This is a genomic window from Nocardia inohanensis NBRC 100128, from assembly GCF_001612945.1.
Classification (GTDB): Bacteria; Actinomycetota; Actinomycetes; order Mycobacteriales; family Mycobacteriaceae; genus Nocardia; species Nocardia inohanensis.
In genome coordinates, this window is record NZ_BDBK01000002.1 from 473,531 (window position 1) to 488,655 (window position 15,125).

General features: G+C 68.1%; 17 protein-coding genes. 11 read left to right on the forward strand and 6 right to left on the reverse strand.

The window, feature by feature from the left end:
• Nucleotides 1–228 precede the first annotated feature (228 nt).
• The 7 genes from NI1_RS39165 to NI1_RS08445 all read left to right on the forward strand — a co-directional run bounded on the left by NI1_RS39165 (nt 229) and on the right by NI1_RS08445 (nt 5,946).
• Nucleotides 229–1,749: a S1C family serine protease gene (locus NI1_RS39165; protein WP_439957243.1), complete on the forward strand. Its 1,521-nt coding sequence runs from the start codon at nt 229–231 to the stop codon at nt 1,747–1,749.
• 98 nt (nt 1,750–1,847) lie between these two features.
• Entirely contained in the window at nt 1,848–2,342 is a 495-nt protein-coding gene (locus NI1_RS08425) for a MogA/MoaB family molybdenum cofactor biosynthesis protein (protein WP_218026730.1), read from the forward strand.
• On the forward strand, nt 2,339–2,575 hold the full coding sequence (locus NI1_RS37825) for a hypothetical protein (RefSeq protein WP_157535011.1): 237 nt from the start codon (nt 2,339–2,341) through the stop codon (nt 2,573–2,575). Before NI1_RS08425 ends, NI1_RS37825 begins: the two co-directional genes overlap by 4 nt.
• Nucleotides 2,576–2,814: 239 nt before the next feature.
• On the forward strand, nt 2,815–3,489 hold the full coding sequence (locus NI1_RS08430) for an MspA family porin (protein ID WP_067816465.1): 675 nt from the start codon (nt 2,815–2,817) through the stop codon (nt 3,487–3,489).
• A gap of 61 nt (nt 3,490–3,550) precedes the next feature.
• A complete protein-coding gene (locus NI1_RS08435) occupies nt 3,551–4,222 on the forward strand; it encodes an MspA family porin (protein ID WP_067816469.1) in 672 nt (223 codons plus the stop codon).
• 299 nt (nt 4,223–4,521) lie between these two features.
• Complete coding sequence (locus NI1_RS08440; protein ID WP_067816472.1) at nt 4,522–5,202, forward strand: MspA family porin; 681 nt, start codon at nt 4,522–4,524, stop codon at nt 5,200–5,202.
• 63 nt (nt 5,203–5,265) lie between these two features.
• Nucleotides 5,266–5,946: an MspA family porin gene (locus NI1_RS08445; protein ID WP_067816475.1), complete on the forward strand. Its 681-nt coding sequence runs from the start codon at nt 5,266–5,268 to the stop codon at nt 5,944–5,946.
• A 111-nt stretch (nt 5,947–6,057) separates the two neighbouring features.
• On the opposite strand, the gene mscL is transcribed toward NI1_RS08445, so the two are convergent.
• The 4 genes from mscL to NI1_RS08460 all read right to left on the reverse strand — a co-directional run bounded on the left by mscL (nt 6,058) and on the right by NI1_RS08460 (nt 8,561).
• Nucleotides 6,058–6,459 carry a large conductance mechanosensitive channel protein MscL gene (mscL, locus tag NI1_RS08450; protein ID WP_067816478.1) on the reverse strand — a complete coding sequence of 134 codons (402 nt, stop codon included), beginning with the start codon at nt 6,457–6,459 and terminating at the stop codon, nt 6,058–6,060.
• A gap of 113 nt (nt 6,460–6,572) precedes the next feature.
• Nucleotides 6,573–7,208: an SAF domain-containing protein gene (locus NI1_RS08455; RefSeq protein WP_067816482.1), complete on the reverse strand. Its 636-nt coding sequence runs from the start codon at nt 7,206–7,208 to the stop codon at nt 6,573–6,575.
• A 335-nt stretch (nt 7,209–7,543) separates the two neighbouring features.
• Nucleotides 7,544–7,840 carry an FmdB family zinc ribbon protein gene (locus NI1_RS37050; protein ID WP_084522795.1) on the reverse strand — a complete coding sequence of 99 codons (297 nt, stop codon included), beginning with the start codon at nt 7,838–7,840 and terminating at the stop codon, nt 7,544–7,546.
• Between the two features lie 70 nt (nt 7,841–7,910).
• Nucleotides 7,911–8,561: a 5-formyltetrahydrofolate cyclo-ligase gene (locus tag NI1_RS08460; RefSeq protein ID WP_067817955.1), complete on the reverse strand. Its 651-nt coding sequence runs from the start codon at nt 8,559–8,561 to the stop codon at nt 7,911–7,913.
• A gap of 288 nt (nt 8,562–8,849) precedes the next feature.
• Between NI1_RS08460 and NI1_RS08465 the strand changes: the two genes are divergently transcribed.
• The 4 genes from NI1_RS08465 (at nt 8,850) to sepX (ending at nt 13,163) form a co-directional block, all read left to right on the forward strand.
• Nucleotides 8,850–9,788 (forward strand): UTP--glucose-1-phosphate uridylyltransferase, encoded by a 939-nt coding sequence (locus NI1_RS08465; protein WP_067817958.1) that lies wholly within the window; start codon nt 8,850–8,852, stop codon nt 9,786–9,788.
• Nucleotides 9,789–9,839: 51 nt separating this feature from the next.
• Entirely contained in the window at nt 9,840–11,099 is a 1,260-nt protein-coding gene (gene glp, locus NI1_RS08470) for a molybdotransferase-like divisome protein Glp (protein WP_067816485.1), read from the forward strand.
• A gap of 9 nt (nt 11,100–11,108) precedes the next feature.
• Nucleotides 11,109–11,759, forward strand: a complete 651-nt coding sequence (locus NI1_RS08475) for a GNAT family N-acetyltransferase (RefSeq protein ID WP_067817961.1) — start codon at nt 11,109–11,111, stop codon at nt 11,757–11,759.
• 204 nt (nt 11,760–11,963) lie between these two features.
• On the forward strand, nt 11,964–13,163 hold the full coding sequence (sepX, locus tag NI1_RS08480; protein ID WP_067816488.1) for a divisome protein SepX/GlpR: 1,200 nt from the start codon (nt 11,964–11,966) through the stop codon (nt 13,161–13,163).
• Between the two features lie 68 nt (nt 13,164–13,231).
• Here the strand turns inward: sepX and NI1_RS08485 are convergent, their stop codons facing one another.
• Both NI1_RS08485 and NI1_RS08490 read right to left on the reverse strand, forming a co-directional pair.
• On the reverse strand, nt 13,232–14,110 hold the full coding sequence (locus NI1_RS08485) for a hypothetical protein (RefSeq protein WP_067816491.1): 879 nt from the start codon (nt 14,108–14,110) through the stop codon (nt 13,232–13,234).
• Complete coding sequence (locus tag NI1_RS08490) at nt 14,110–14,847, reverse strand: ParA family protein (RefSeq protein ID WP_169815554.1); 738 nt, start codon at nt 14,845–14,847, stop codon at nt 14,110–14,112. The genes NI1_RS08485 and NI1_RS08490 overlap by 1 nt, the downstream gene beginning before the upstream one ends.
• Between the last annotated feature and the right edge of the window lie 278 nt (nt 14,848–15,125).

Consider the following 15,125-nt stretch of genomic DNA (forward strand, 5'->3'; position numbering starts at 1 on the left):
CCCGCCCAGGCCGCGCGGGAACGCTTCGACCGCGAATTCGGCGCTGACTCAGCCACATCCGGCTTCGAGACCGGCGGGCAGCCGCCTGTCAGCGGCACCGGCGCGCGCCCCGGCGAACCGCTGGGCGCGGCCGGCGGTCGCGAATCCGGCAGTGACGCAGGTACATCCGAGTTCGGGCACGGTCGTCAGTCGCCTGCGGGCGGTACCGGCGTCCGGCCGGGCGTGCCGCTGGGTGCGAGCTTCGATCGCGAATTCGGTCTCGATGCCGGGCTTCCCGAAGTCGGCGCGGCCGGTGGATCCGATGCCGCGCGGCAGTGGGGTCCCGGCGCCCAGCATCCCGGTGCGGCGTTCGGTGCGCCCGCGCCCGGCCACGGCGGGCAGCCCGGCTTCGGTGGGCCTGCGACACAACAGCTTCCGGTCGGTGCGACCGACCAGCTGCCGGGCGGGGCCTACAGTGCCGGGTACTCGGCGTCGGGGGCTGGGTACGGGCAGACCGGGCATCACGCCACCGAGCCGCTGTTCGGTGGCCCGGGGCAGCCGACCGGGCCGGGACAGTCGGCGGGGCCCGGGGGACCCGGTGGTCCGGTGTATCCGGGCGGGCCCGGATATCCCGGCGGCCCGGGCGGTTCCGGTCCGAAGCGGTCGGTCTCGAAGGGTTTGATCGCGGGTGCGGTGGCGCTGGCGCTGTTCAGCGGTGGCATCGGCGGTGTGGTCGGCGCGCTGGCCACGGGCGACGGCAATGGCAGCTCGGTGGTGAGCAATGCCCTGGACGCCCCGCAGCCGAATGCGAAGACGGTGGCCAACGCACCGGCCGGTTCGGTGCAGTCGGTGGCACAGAAGGTGCTGCCCAGCGTGGTCATGATCAAGGTGGCGGGCAATAAGGCCGAGGGGGAGGGCTCCGGCGTGGTGCTCTCCTCGGACGGCTTGATCCTCACCAACAATCACGTGGTGAACGGCGCGGGCCCGAACGCGACCATGCAGGTGGCCTTCAACGACGGCAGCACCGCCGCGGCCACCGTCGTCGGCGCGGACCCGATCGCGGATCTCGCGGTCATCAAGGTGACCGGCAAGACCGGCCTGACCCCGATCGAACTGGGCTCCTCCGGCAATCTCCAGGTGGGCGAGTCGGTGGTGGCCATCGGTTCCCCGCTCGGCCTGGCCGGCACCGTCACCACCGGCATCGTCTCCTCGCTCAACCGCCCGGTCTCGACCAGCGGCGAGGCGGGCTCGACCGGTTCGGTGATCGACGCCATCCAGACCGACGCCGCCATCAACCCGGGCAATTCCGGTGGCGCGCTGGTGGATATGAGCGGCAAGCTGGTCGGCATCAACACCGCCATCGCCACCCTCGGCAGCTCCGAGGCCGCGGGCGCGCAATCCGGTTCCATCGGGCTCGGTTTCGCGATCCCGGTCGATCAGGCCCGGCGCGTCGCCGATGAGCTGATCAAGACCGGCAAGGCCACCTACGCCCAGATCGGGGTGAAGGTGCGCGCGCAGGACGATGTGAACGGCGCGCGCGTGCTGGAGGTGACCCCGGACGGCCCGGCCGCCAAGGCGGGCATTCCGAACGGCGCGGTCGTGGTCAAGCTCGACAACCAGACCATCGATTCGGGCAATGCCCTGATCGCCGCGGTGCGCTCGCATCGCCCGGGCGACAAGGTCAAGCTCACTTACACCGACGAGCAGGGCAAGAATTCCAAGACCGTCGAGGTCACCCTCGGCGAGGCGCAGGTGGAGGGAGGCCGATGATGCGGCACCAGAGTGGACTGACCGTGGTACCCGAGATCCGCGTAACAGCTGACGGGGGATGGGAGCTGTTGTCGGACAAGGACGCTACGGTGAGCACCATGGAAATCGATGCCCCCGTGGCGGGCCGTGCTCTTGTCGTGGTCGTCGACGATCGAACCGCCCATGGCGGCGTGGACTCGCTGGGTCCGCTGGTCACCGAGCTACTCACCGAGGCCGGCTTCCTGGTCGACGCCTCGGTCTCGGTCGCGGCCGACGAGGTGGAGATCCGCAATGCGCTCAATACCGCGGTGATCGGCGGTGTCGACCTGGTCATCTCGGTCGGCGGCACCGGCATGTCCCCGCGCGATGTCACCCCCGAATCCACCGCCGAGGTACTGGACCGGGTACTGCCCGGCATCAGCGAGGCGCTGCGTGCGTCCGGCTTGGCCTCGGGTTCGCTCGATGCCGGTCTCTCGCGCGGCCTCGCGGGCATCTCCGGCAGCACACTGGTGGTGAACCTGCCCGGTACCCGTGCCGCCATTCGGGACGGCATGGCCACCCTCGCCCCCCTGGCGAGCAAGGTCATCGACGAACTCTCCGGTCTGGCGGAATGACCGAGGAGTCCGATCAGCCCTCGGGTACGCCCGAGAGTTCGGCAGGCGAACCCCGTCCGGCCCAGCGCCGGGCGGGGTCTCGTCGTTTGACGCCCGCCGAGCGGGCGAAGCTGGCGCGGATCTTCGGTGATCCGCTGCCCGACACCACCTCCGACGAGCGTGCGCCCGAATCGGATTCGCGCTCCGGCTCGGATGAATGGCTGCGCAATCAGGTGCCGCCCCATCACGGCTGAATCACGTTGATTCGCTGAATATTCGCTCCCCTCTATCACATGGCGATAAACGCATGCCCGAGAGGCTTGTTGCCAAACAGTTGCTGTTGTGGCTAAGGTCTCGATCGGGTCATCAAAGCTACGGCTCTAACGAGTTTGAGTAGTGTGCTTTCGCATTGCTCCTGTCGGAACTCGTTATGAATCGACCCGCTTCAACCTCGGTGGTCGAGGTTGTCCGCGAAAAAACTGATGAGGGAAACATGAGCGAGAACCGCACCGCCGGTTGGCGGAGCGCCGCCCGTATCGCGGGCATCGGCGCGGCCGCGTCCGTAGCGCTGGGCCTGATGTCCACCGGCGCCGCGAACGCCGACACCTTCGTGCCGTTGCCGGACGGTCAGAAGGTCGGCCCGAACGTCACCGTCACTCGCATCGGCGAGCACGCCACCATCTCCCCGTCGCTGAGCGCCAACGGCGCCGGCCGTACGGCCTGGGTGAGCGGCAAGGCCATCGCGGATGTCGCGGTCACCCCGGAAGGCACCGTCGGCCCGAACAACGGCCCGGCCAACGGCCCCGGTTCCAACAACTCCTCCACCCACGGCTCCTCGGCGCTGAGCACCGGCTACCTCGTCGGTTGCCAGGTGAACATCGCCGACAACGCCATCTCGGCCGGCGTCTCCGGCGGCATCGACCTCTCGGGCGGCAGCCTGGGCGCGTCGGTCGGCCTGAACCTGGGTCCGGGCGAGGTCAAGTTCGTCCAGATCAACTCCAAGGACATCCTCAAGGCGGGGACCTACTCGGTCGAATACCAGGATGTGCCGATCGAGATCAACGGTTGCGCCGGTTACGCCCAGGCCCGCGCCTACACCGTGGTCGAGGTCATCGGCGACCACTACTCCAAGACCACCCTCTACGGGCAGCCCTTCAGCATCGGCTGACGTGCCGGTCCGAAGTCAATTCATTCCTCGCGCAAGCGAATTCGACCCTAGAGGGAAAATCATGAACATCCAGAAGACCATGGCGCGGGTCGCCGGCGTCGGCTTCGCCGCCACCGCCGCTCTCGGCCTGTTCTCCACCGGCGCGGCCAATGCCGACACCTTCGTCGCGCTGCCCGGCGGCCAGCTCACACAGACCCTGTCCGACGGCACCGTGGTGACCGTCAAGCTGGTCGGCGAATCCGCCAATATCAACCCGTCGCTGGGTTCCACTCCGCTGCACCGCAATGCCTGGGTCTCCGGTAGCGCGCAGGTCGAGCTGTCCGGCACCAACGGCAGCGTCGGCGGCAAGATCGTGCCCGGTTACGTGGTCGGCTGCCAGGTCAACGTCTCCGGTGGCGGCGCCTCCGGCGGCGGCGAGGCCGGCGCAGCGTTCGCCGACGGCGCCCCGTCCGCCAAGGGCAATGTGGGTGGCAACCTGACCCTGGGCCCCGGTCAGTCCAAGGCGTTCTACCTGCTCGACCAGGAAGCCGCGGACGACTTCGGCAGCGAAGCCCATTACGTTCGCAACAAGTTCCAGGGTTCGAGCGGTTCGGTCACCTGGGCCGACGAGACCATCAACCTGAACGGTTGCGGCGGGTACGCCCAGGCGCGCGCGTTCGTCGCGGTGCAGGTCGAAACCGACAACATCATCACCGCTGTCACCCTGTGGGGGCAGCCCTTCAGCATCGGCTGATAACTCCCGCTCAGCGGAACCCGAAGGGGCCCGGCGCGTTTAGCGCCGGGCCCCTTTCGCGTATTCATAGCGTCCCCGGCATAAGTGCGGGTTGTTGTGTACTAGAACAGCATCTATGTTCGCTCACGCATCAAACACCACATCTGTGATGTAAAGTGCCCCACGTCGCTCCACATAAAGAATTCGTTAGCAGTAACACAGCGGCAACAATGTGGCGACAAACTCAACTGGGTTCTGGCCAGGAACCCATTTCAGCCTCGGTGGTCGAGGCTGACCGCAAGAACCTGATGAGGGGAAGTATGAGCGAGAACCGCACCAACGGTCTTCGTCGCGGTGCCCGTATTGCGGGCATCGGGGCGGCAGCGGCCGTGGCCATGGGCCTTTTTTCCACTGGTGCTGCTAATGCCGATACCTTCGTGCCGTTGCCGGACGGTCAGAAGGTTGCGCCGAGCGGGACGGTCACCATCACCCGCACCGGCGAGCGTGCCCTGATTTCGCCTTCGCTTTCGGCCAATGGCGCCGGGCGTACGGTGTGGGTCAGTGGCAACGCCACCGCAGATGTCACCGTCACTCCCGAAGGCACGGTCGGCCCGAACAACGGCGCGGCCAACGGCCCGGGAACCAACAACTCTTCCACCCACGGCACCTCGCAGTTGAGCACCGGCTACATCGTCGGCTGCCAGATCAACATCGGTGAGGACGCCATTTCCGCCGGGATCTCCGGTGGTGTCTCGCTGAGCGACGCGTCGCTCGGTGGCTCCATCGGCGTGAATCTCGGTCCGGGACAGGTGAAGTTCGTCCAGATCGACTACAAGGACATCCTGAAGCCGGGTGTCTACTCGGTCGAGTACCAGGATGCCGAAATCACGATCCAGGGTTGCGCGGGTTACGCCCAGGCGCGTTCGTACACCGTCGTCGAGGTCATCGGCGATCACTACTCCAAGACCACCTTGTACGGTCAGCCGTTCTCCATCGGCTGATAGTGGTTTGCCCGCCAAAAACCTTCTCGCGCAAGCGAATTCAACCCCTGAGGGACATAAGAAATGAACATCCGTAAGACCGTGGCGCGGGCTGCTGGTGTCGCTGCCGTCGCCACCGCCGCTCTTGGCCTGTTCTCCACCGGCGCCGCCAACGCCGATACCTTCATCCCGCTGCCGGGCGGCGAGATCACCAAGACCCTGTCCGACGGCACCGTGGTCACCGTCAAGCTGGTCGGTGAGTCCGCGAACATCTCCGGGTCGATGGGTGCCACCCCGGTGCACCGCAACGCCTGGGTCTCCGCTTCCGCGCAGGTCGAAATCTCCGGCAACAACAGCGATGTCGGCGGCAAGATCTTCCCGGGTTACGTCGTCGGCTGCCAGGTCAACATCGCCGGCGGCGGTGCCAACGGCGGCGTCACCGGTGGCGCGTCGTGGGACTCCGAAGGCAATGTCACCCCGTCCGCCAGCGTCAGCACCGGCGGCAACCTGACCCTCGGCCCCGGCCAGGCCAAGGCGTTCTACATCCTGGATCTGGAGCAGGCCGACGACTTCGGCTCCGAATCCCACAAGGTGCGCAACAAGTTCTCGGGTTCGAACGGTTCGGTCACCTGGTCCGACTCGACCATCGGGCTGAGCGGCTGTGGCGGGTACGCCCAGGCGCGTGCCTTCGTCTCGGTCGAGGTCGAAACCGACAACGTGATCACCTGGCTCACCCTGTGGGGCCAGCCCTTCAGCCTCGGCTAGTAGTTCGCCTCTCCGCGAATTCAGCGCACAGCTGAGTCGACCTCGAGGAGATTGAAATCGGACGGACCCGGCGCCTTTCGCGCCGGGTCCGTTCGTCTGTCTTGGGGAGCTTCAGCTTTCGTGTTTTCCGCCGCCGCTGTTCTGGGCCAGCAGATCTCGGATCTCGCGCAGCAGGTCGGTATCGGTGAGGGCGTCGTCTTCGGTTGTGCCCCAGCGTTTCTTCACGTGCGTGGCCGGGAGCACCACGATGAAGTAGAGCAGGGCGGCGATGATGACGAAGTTGAGGGTCGCGGTGATGATCGGTCCGATGGCGACGAAGGTCGCCGGTTTGTCGGCCACCAACTGGAATCCGAGCCCGAGCGGATTCGTGCCGCCGAACACCGCCAGCAGTGGATTGATCACTCCGTCGCTGAATGCCGTGACAATGGCGACGAACGCGGTACCGATGACGACCGCCACGGCCAGATCGACCACATTGCCGCGCAGCAGAAATTCTTTGAAGCCCTTGAACATTGCCGAAAACTCCTCTGCTTGATGGAGAGCATCCGTGCAGTGAGGGCCACGCCCCCACAGGGTCCAGCCGAACTCGAGCAATACCGGCGATGCTAGTTCACCGACCGTCCAGGTCAGTGCAGCACGACCGTCAACGCGCTGCGTAAAGAAGCCGCCGCGACCACCGCCGCCCGCTTGGCATCCAAGGCGACCAAAACCACCCGCTCATCTTTTCCCCGCCCCGAATCCGCCCCGGAAACCAGCACCACCGCCGCATCGGCGGCCAATAGTCGCGCCGGCCGCGCTGCGCTCCCACCCTCTTCTCCGGCCACCACATCCACCCGATCCCCGGCCCGCAGCAGCTCGGCGACAGCCTTGTCCGCCAGCCGGATCGGAACGATCCGCGCATCCGCCGCCCCGGCCGCCACCCCCGCCAACCGAGTCCCCACCACCCGCAGCTCGGTCAGCATTTCCCCCGCCGCGACCGCTCCCGCCAGCGTGGCCCCCACCACCGCCTCCGGCGCCCGGACCACCCGCTCGGGCACGGCCTCCGCCTGCCGCGCGACTGCCACCACGTCGCCCGCCTCGACCACATGCCCCGGCGGCAGCTCCCGCGCCGCGACCACCACCTCGATCCGCCGCGCCGAAGGATCCCCGCGGACCGCGAGCACACCCGCGACAACCAGCAGTCCGGCCGCGAGCGCTCGGCGCAGCACCACCGCACCGGCCCATCGCGGCCGCAAATCCGCCACCCCGCGCACCCGAATCATGCTGCGCAGCTTAGGTCTGCAAGAGTGCCCGTCGACGGCGAAAGCGCGCGTTGTGGATAACTGACGCGGCTGTGGAGAACCGCAGCGAGACAACGAGATCCCGGCGTGAAACACGCCGGGATGACGGATGGGCACTCGATCCGCGGAGATCCGCGCGCGGTGGACTCATCTCCCGCTCGGTTGTGCCGGAAGTACGGTCCTCAGGGCTGCGGAGAGTTCGGGCAAGGCGCTGGGAGAGCCGGGTTGTGGCGCAGACGCGGACACCCGTGCTTCGGAGCGAACGGCGGCGCTCATCAGCCCCCGCCCTCATTTCCTTTCCCGCGGGAGGCGCGGGCTCAGGCTGCGGAGGTGCTGGAGCTGCTCGACGCCGGGGCCGAAGCGGCCGGGGCGGCCGATGCGGTGGAGGTGCTGTCCGAGGCGGACGACGGCTTGGCCGCCTCCGAGGAGGTGGACCCGTTGCGCGAATCGGTGCGGTAGAACCCGCTGCCCTTGAAAACGATGCCGACCGAGTTGAAGAGCTTGCGCAGCTTCCCGGAGCACGCGGGGCAGGTGGTCAGCGCGTCATCGGAGAAGGACTGCACGATGTCGAACTTGTTGTCGCACTCGGTGCAGGCATACGAGTAAGTAGGCATCGGGAAACCTCCACAGTCTTCGTCGATTTAGCACTCTACAGCTCACAGTGCCAACGCTGCCAATCGGGTGTCAATTCCCGGCCGGTTCGAGCAGCTTTCGTAACCCGCCGCCGGGAGTGAGCACCCATCCCATTCGATGGTCGTGCGCCTCTTCCGGCAAACGCTCCACGAGTTCATCGTCGCGCACCACGGCGATCAATCGCGCATCCGCCCGGCAGGCGCTCAGACTCCGATCGTAATAACCCGCCCCGCGCCCCAATCGCACTCCACGCCGATCCACCGCCAGCGCCGGAATCAGAATGGCCGCGGCATTCGCCAATCCGCCGCGCACCGTCGCCCCGTCCGGCTCCGACAACCCGAACCGCCCCCGCCGCAATCGTTCCGGGCCGAGGTACTCCGCCCAGTCGAGGGGGCCCGGTTCGCCGGTAACCGGCAGCAGCACTCGTACGCCCCCGGCGCACAGCGCGTCCAGCATCGCCACCGACCCGGGCTCGCTGCCGACCGGTACATAAGCGCACACCCACACCGCGTCCGGTCCGGTCGCGGCGGGAGCCGGCGCACCGGACGCTTTCGCGCTCACCGCGACCAGTGATGCCGCGATCGCGTGCGCCGCTCCCGCGAGTGCCACGGCTTCGCGCTCGCGCACCTCGCGCGGCAGCGCCTTGCGCCGGGCCAGGATCTCCTCCCGCCACCCGCGCTTGTCCCGATCGCCCTCGTTCACGCCGATCACCCTATGCGGGCCGCGGAAAACGCTCGTGACGCGCAGGGGGTTTGCGGGCGTGCCGGTGGGGCTATTGCGTGAGGGGACACCCGGCTTGCCGCGTTCGTGAGAATTCGCACGTTGCGGGATGTGCGCCTGCGGATGCGAAGCGCCCGCGGGGGTGCGAAGTTGAGCAGGCGGCCGGGCGTTCGGTGGGCCCGCCGGGCCCGCGCCCCTTAGGCTCTCGGGGAACTCGGGACGGCGTCGACGCCGTCACGGTGGATATCACGGATGGATAGGGTGAAGTTCATGACAGCTAATGGCGGCGGAACCGGGTCTTGCTTCCGCACCGCGGTGGTGCCCGCGGCGGGGCTCGGCACGCGGTTCCTGCCCGCGACCAAGACGGTTCCCAAGGAGTTGCTGCCGGTGGTCGACACCCCGGGCATCGAATTGGTCGCCGCCGAGGCCGCGGACTCCGGCGCCGATCGGCTGGTGATCGTCACCTCGCCCGGAAAAGACGGCGTGGTAGCGCATTTCGTCGAAGACCTGGTACTCGAGGGCACCCTCGCCGAGCGCGGCAAGTTCCACCTGCTGGAGAAGGTCCGCAAGGCCCCGGCCCTGCTGGACGTGACCTCGGTCGTGCAGGAGGAGCCGCTGGGTCTGGGACACGCGGTGGCACAGGCGGAATCGGTCCTGGACGATGACGAGGACGCCATCGCCGTGCTGCTCCCCGACGATCTGGTGCTGCCCTCGGGCGTGCTCACCATCATGGCCAAGGTGCGTGAGACCTACGGCGGTTCGGTGCTGTGCGCCATCGACGTCCCCAAGGACCAGGTCAGCGCCTACGGCGTCTTCGACGTGGAGGTCCCCGAGGGCGCGGCCAAGGATGTGCTCAAGGTCAACGGCATGGTGGAGAAGCCCGCACTGGCCGACGCCCCTTCGACTTTCGCCGCCGCCGGCCGATACCTGTTGGACCGCGCCATCTTCGACGCCCTGCGCCGCATCACCCCGGGCGCGGGCGGCGAGCTACAGCTGACCGACGCCATCGCCCTGTTGATCTCCGAGGGTCACCCGGTGCACGTGGTGGTCCATCGTGGGTCGCGACACGATCTGGGCAACCCGGGCGGTTATCTTCGTGCTGCGGTCGATTTCGCCTTGGAACGCGAGGAATACGGCCCCGCCCTGCGCGAGTGGCTGGAGCAGCGGCTGGGCCCGAGCTGGAATCCGCAGCTCACCTCGTACGAGTGACGGCGTCACCGTTGACGAGGTGTGCAGTGCGCGAGACCAGGGAAGGGCGGCATGCGCTCGGTTGAGGACCAGCAGATCAAGGTGACCGCGGCGGCTGTCGCGCCGCGTCCGGTGCGGGTCGCGATCTCGGAAGCGCAGGGGCTGCTGTGCGCCGAGGACGTGGTCACCGAGCGTCCCCTGCCCGGATTCGATCAGGCGGCCATCGACGGCTACGCGGTTCGCAGCGTGGATGTCGCGGGCGCCGGCGCGGAAATTCGTGACGAGGACGGCGACACCGTCGATCTGACCCTGCCGGTGGTGGGCGAGGTGGCCGCCGGTTCCCGGCAGCCGATTCGCTTGCAGCCCAGGCAAACCGTGCGCGTCGACACCGGCGCGCCGCTGCCCACGCTCGCGGACGCCGTGCTCCCGCTCGACTTCACCGACGGCGGCCGCGCCCGGGTGAAGGTGTACGAACCGGTGCGCTCGGGCGACTACGTGCGCCGTATCGGCGACGATGTGCAGCCGGGCGACCTGGCCGTGCGCGCCGGCACCATCATCGGCCCGGCCCAGGTGGGCCTGCTGGCCGCGGTCGGCCGCGACAAGGTGCTGGTGCATCCGCGCCCGCGCCTGTCGGTGCTGTCGGTCGGCGGCGAACTGGTCGATATCGATCGCACGCCCGGCCCCGGCCAGGTCTACGACGTGAACTCCTATGCCCTCGCGGCCGCCGCGCGCGATGCGGGTGCGGACGTGAACCGCGTCGGCATCGTCTCCGGCGACCCCAAACGCCTGCGCGATGTGGTGGAGGGCCAGCTGGTCCGCTCCGAGGTGGTGGTGATCGCGGGTGCGGTCGGCGGCTGGGCCTCCGAGCAGGTCCGCGAGGCCCTGGAGGGCCTGGGCGAGCTGGAGATCACCCGCGTCGCCATGCATCCGGGCTCGGTGCAGGGTTTCGGCCTGCTGGGCCGCGACGAGGTGCCGACCTTCCTGCTGCCCTCGAATCCGGTTGGCGCGCTGGTGGTTTTCGAGGTGATGGTGCGGCCGCTCATCCGCATCGCCCTGGGCCGCCGCCATCCCATGCGCCGCGTGGTGCGAGCCCGTACGATTCTGCCCATCGCCTCGATTCCGGGCCGCCGCGGTTATCTGCGCGCCCAGCTCATGCGCGACGAGCAGACCGGCGAATACCTGGTGCAGCCCCTCGGCGGCCCCAACGGCGCGTCGTCGCATCTGCTGGCGACCATGGCCGAGGCGAACAGTCTCATCGTGATCGATCCGGATGTCACCGAGGTGCGCACGGGTGACGAGGTCCGGGTCGCGTTTCTCGCGCAGCGAGGGTAAGGCGTGGACATGAACGTCTTCCGGGCTGCTCAGCACCCGGGGTGGCCGGCTCATCTCGGCCCGGTGCGGGTGGCGGCGGGTACGGTCACGTTGCGGCCCATCCGTTTACGCGATGCCTCGGCCTGGAGCCGGATTCGTACCCGCGATCGTGAGCATCTGGAGCCGTGGGAACCGACCGGTCGCGGCGCTTGGGAGGCGCGCAACCACGGCGGCAATTGGCCGTCGCTGTGGTCCTCGCTGAAGGCGGAAGCCCGTCGCGGCGCGATGATTCCGCTGGTGATCGAGGTCGACGGTAATTTCAGCGGCCAGCTCACGGTGGGCAATATCGTGCGCGGCGCGCTGCGTTCGGCGTGGATCGGCTACTGGGTCGCCAAGGATGTCGGCGGCCAGGGCGTCGCCACCGCCGCGCTGGCGCTCGGCCTGGACCACTGCTTCGGCGAGGTCGGGCTGCATCGCGTCGAGGCGACCGTGCGCCCGGAAAACCTTGCCAGCCAAGCCGTGCTGCGCAATGTGGGCTTCCGCGAGGAGGGTTTGCTGCAACGCTACCTGGATGTCGACGGCGCGTGGCGTGACCATCTGCTGGTGGCCATGACGGTGGAGGAAGTTTCGGGCACAGTGGTGGACAGGCTGATTCGCACGGGGCGCGCCGCGCGGGCTTGACCAGGATTCGCACGCAGGAGTAACGGGGTGACCGGTACGAAAATCGTGTGACTAATGGTGCAGGTGTGGTCGGCGCGCCTTACCGATATTCCTGTGGTGTGGAATTAGCCTACGGACGTCGGTGGTGCGTCCAAGCATCGCTGGAAGGCGCTGCGGTGCACGTCGAATGGAGAACTGTCAGGCGGGGACGGAGGTGTGAGCGCGATGCCGAATTCGATCTTGTGGATTGGCCTGGTCGTGCTCTGGGTGTTCGTGCTGTTCCCCATGCTGACCACCCGGCATCCGCGCATCCGCCAGCACACCGACGCGGCCCTGGCCACCCGGGTACTGCATCGTGGCGGGGATGCCCAGCGGCGCACCAGGAAAGGTCCGGCCACCGGACACGACACCGACCCGGACTACGTGCCGGTACGCAGGAAGCATCACCACAGCGATGATCCGGAGGATCGGATGACCAGATCGGACGACAGCTCCACCGCTGAATCGGACGAGAAGGATTTCGACACCGCCCGCGCAGGTGCCACCGGCGAGGCTTCCGCACCGCCACCCGAAAGCCCCGGCTCCGACTCGGATTCGGTCGTGGACGCCGAGATCGACGCCGAACTCACGGCGGAGACAGCGGATTCCGATGCCGAACTCGGCGCGGAATCCGACAATGAAGATCGTGCAGACCGCGAGGCGCGTGCCGACCATGAGGACCGCGAAGAGAATGCGGACCGTGAGGAGCCTGCGAAGACCACGGAGAACCGCGACGAGGACGCGGAATCCATTGTGCTAGAAGAAGATTCGCACGAGTCCGGCTCCGGGCGCCGGCGCGGCCGGGCGGAGGCGCGGCAGCGGGCCCGGGTCCCCGCGCTGCGCGAGCCCGAGCCGGAGGACGAATACGACGACGAATCCGGCGCGGAGGACAGCGATTTCGTGCCCACCCGGCGCGGTCGCGGCGGCTACGACCCCGAGGCCGACGCCATCGCCCGCGCCGCCCGCTACACCTTCCGCCAGCGCGCGGTGCTGGGGCTGATCCTGAGCACCCTGATCTTCGCCGCCGCCGGTCTGGCCATGTCCGCCACCCTGTGGTGGCTGTGCGCGCTCTCCGGCACGGTGCTGGTGGCCTACCTGGCCTACCTACGCCGCCAGACCCAGCTGGAATCCGATATCCGCCGCCGTCGCCTCGCCCGGCTCTCGCGGCCGCGCACCTCCACCGAGGACGAGGAGCCCTCGCGCGCCACGGAAACCCCCGCGCCCGACCGCGAAGCCACCCGGACCCAGCTGCGCCGCGCCGTCCTGGTCGAACCCGATGACGAGGACCCGGCCTTCGAACATCTCGAATTGTTCGATGCCGCCACCGCCCGCGCCACCCGGCAGCGTGCCACCGGAGCCCGGGAGCGCCGCGCGGTCGGCGAATAGCCGCATCCGATCGAAAACGAAAGCGGGCCCGCGATTCCGATCGCGGGCCCGCTTTCGTATCCGAGCGGCTACCGGAGCTGCCGCTCGATCAGCTCGGCCATGGTGCGGAGTTTCGCGGCGAATTCGCGAGCCGCGGCCGGATCATCCCCGGAGCCGCGCACCACCTTCTGAGTGAGGGCGGCGAGCCGGGATTCGGCGGTGCTGAAGACATCCGGGGTGCGGGGCTGGTCCTCGGGGAGGTCGCCGCGCAGCCACGCCCGCAGGCGTTGCACCACTTCGCCTTCGTCGTAGTCGGCGGGCAGCACGCTGACCGCCTCGCGCAGCTTGCCCGCGGTGACCTTCACATCGGCCGCCAGGGTGGTGTAGACGGTCACCGCGGCGTCCTCGCCGTGCGCGGCCACCACGGGCAGCAGCTCGCGGATCTGCCCCTCGTTGATGGAGGGCGCCAGCGGATGCAGTTTGGCGGCCAGCGGCCAGGCCCGGATCAGCTTGTGCGCGTAGGAGCGCTGCATATCCCAGCGCTTCTCCACATAGTCGTCGAAGCTGGCGTGGTCGGCCCGGTACAGCCGTCCGTCGCGAACGATCTGGAGGGCGCGCCCCGCCGTCCAGAACGCCACCCGCAGGGCGTCGATGGAGGATTCGCACACCTCCAGCTGATCCCGCTCGCGGGAACTCAGCGGCCCCTCACCGGCATCCGGCAGCGGCATCTCCAGCACGCTCGCGGGCGCGGGCGCGGCGGGCACCGGTCCGATGATGGCGAGGATGGGATCGTCGGCCCCGCCGCGTATCTCGGAGGTCACCGCCCGAAGCTGCGCCGCGCCATGCCATTCGGCGTCCCGCAGCGGGGAGACCGGCGGGGTGTGCTCGGCTTCGTCGGCGAGCGGATTGCGGGCGGCCGCGGGTGCGGCCCCGCCGCCGATGGAGGACTTGCGCCGTTGCGGAGGCATCAGGCGGGCACCTCCACCGGCACCCGCGCGGCGGCCAGGTACGGCGCGACCAGTTCGTCGCCCACCCGGCCGTACTCGCCGAGATCTTCGAGGGGATTCTCGGCCCCGTCCCCGACCTCACCGTCGGCGGCCTCTCGATACCACTTCCAAGCGCTCACATAGGAATTGAACACCTCGTACCCCGCGTCTTCGAGGTTTCCACGCTGCGAACGGTATTCGGTGGACACATTGACGCCGTTCTTCATGGTGACCGGCACCTTGGTCATGAGCACCCGGACCCGGATCTCGCGCTCGTGCTCGGCGGCGGCTTCCTCGGCGGCGCGGTAGGTGCTGGGCACCCGCTTGACCTCGGAGGGGCTGACGCTGGTGACCAGGATCAGTTCATCGCTCACGGGTACGGCGGCCTTGAAGATATCGGCCGATTCACCGCCGGCGTCGACGATGATCACGTCGTACTTCCCGGCATTGTCGGTGATGCAGTCGTTCACGTGCCGGGACGGAAAGGCGATGAGCTCGAACGGCATCGGGATCTCGGCCTTCTGGAGGCGTCGATACCAGGAGTACCCGGTCTGGCTCAGTGGATCCGCGTCGATCACCAGTACCCGCGAGCGATGGGTGGTGGCGAAATACGAGGCGAGAAAGAATGCCGAGGTGGTCTTACCCACGCCGCCTTTGAGATTCCCGAGTGTGACCACGAGCGGTTCGGGAAGTTTCGGGGACGCAATGGCTTCGGTCATGGACATCCTCCTGAGAATGGGGAGGGCACTGTAGACGCGATCCAGTCTCACACGCGGCCGGGTTCGCGGTCCGGATTCACCGCGCTGTTTCGCGGTATTTCTCACCCGTTTCGGCCTCGATTTCGGCTGTGTCCAATTGGACACAGCCGCACATGTTTACGATTCCGTTATGAATAACACGCGTGTCATTCATTGCAGCCCTCCGGGTTCCGGCGAAATATGCAATCTCGGATCTGCTGGCAAAACCGAAAAGACCGAAGTGTGTAGGTAAACCGAAT

What these genes read in the sequence shown, in the direction of transcription:
- NI1_RS08435 (WP_067816469.1), top strand. Translation starts at nt 3,551, where the DNA reads ATGAACATCCAGAAGACCATGGCGCGGGTCGCCGGCGTCGGCTTCGCC.
- NI1_RS08475 (WP_067817961.1), top strand. Translation starts at nt 11,109, where the DNA reads ATGAACGTCTTCCGGGCTGCTCAGCACCCGGGGTGGCCGGCTCATCTC.
- sepX (WP_067816488.1), top strand. Translation starts at nt 11,964, where the DNA reads ATGCCGAATTCGATCTTGTGGATTGGCCTGGTCGTGCTCTGGGTGTTC.
- mscL (WP_067816478.1), bottom strand. Translation starts at nt 6,459, where the DNA reads ATGTTCAAGGGCTTCAAAGAATTTCTGCTGCGCGGCAATGTGGTCGAT.
- NI1_RS37050 (WP_084522795.1), bottom strand. Translation starts at nt 7,840, where the DNA reads ATGCCTACTTACTCGTATGCCTGCACCGAGTGCGACAACAAGTTCGAC.
- NI1_RS08490 (WP_169815554.1), bottom strand. Translation starts at nt 14,847, where the DNA reads ATGACCGAAGCCATTGCGTCCCCGAAACTTCCCGAACCGCTCGTGGTC.
- NI1_RS08445 (WP_067816475.1), top strand. Translation starts at nt 5,266, where the DNA reads ATGAACATCCGTAAGACCGTGGCGCGGGCTGCTGGTGTCGCTGCCGTC.
- glp (WP_067816485.1), top strand. Translation starts at nt 9,840, where the DNA reads ATGCGCTCGGTTGAGGACCAGCAGATCAAGGTGACCGCGGCGGCTGTC.
- NI1_RS08465 (WP_067817958.1), top strand. Translation starts at nt 8,850, where the DNA reads ATGACAGCTAATGGCGGCGGAACCGGGTCTTGCTTCCGCACCGCGGTG.
- NI1_RS37825 (WP_157535011.1), top strand. Translation starts at nt 2,339, where the DNA reads ATGACCGAGGAGTCCGATCAGCCCTCGGGTACGCCCGAGAGTTCGGCA.
- NI1_RS08485 (WP_067816491.1), bottom strand. Translation starts at nt 14,110, where the DNA reads ATGCCTCCGCAACGGCGCAAGTCCTCCATCGGCGGCGGGGCCGCACCC.
- NI1_RS08430 (WP_067816465.1), top strand. Translation starts at nt 2,815, where the DNA reads ATGAGCGAGAACCGCACCGCCGGTTGGCGGAGCGCCGCCCGTATCGCG.
- NI1_RS08440 (WP_067816472.1), top strand. Translation starts at nt 4,522, where the DNA reads ATGAGCGAGAACCGCACCAACGGTCTTCGTCGCGGTGCCCGTATTGCG.
- NI1_RS08425 (WP_218026730.1), top strand. Translation starts at nt 1,848, where the DNA reads ATGGAAATCGATGCCCCCGTGGCGGGCCGTGCTCTTGTCGTGGTCGTC.
- NI1_RS08455 (WP_067816482.1), bottom strand. Translation starts at nt 7,208, where the DNA reads ATGATTCGGGTGCGCGGGGTGGCGGATTTGCGGCCGCGATGGGCCGGT.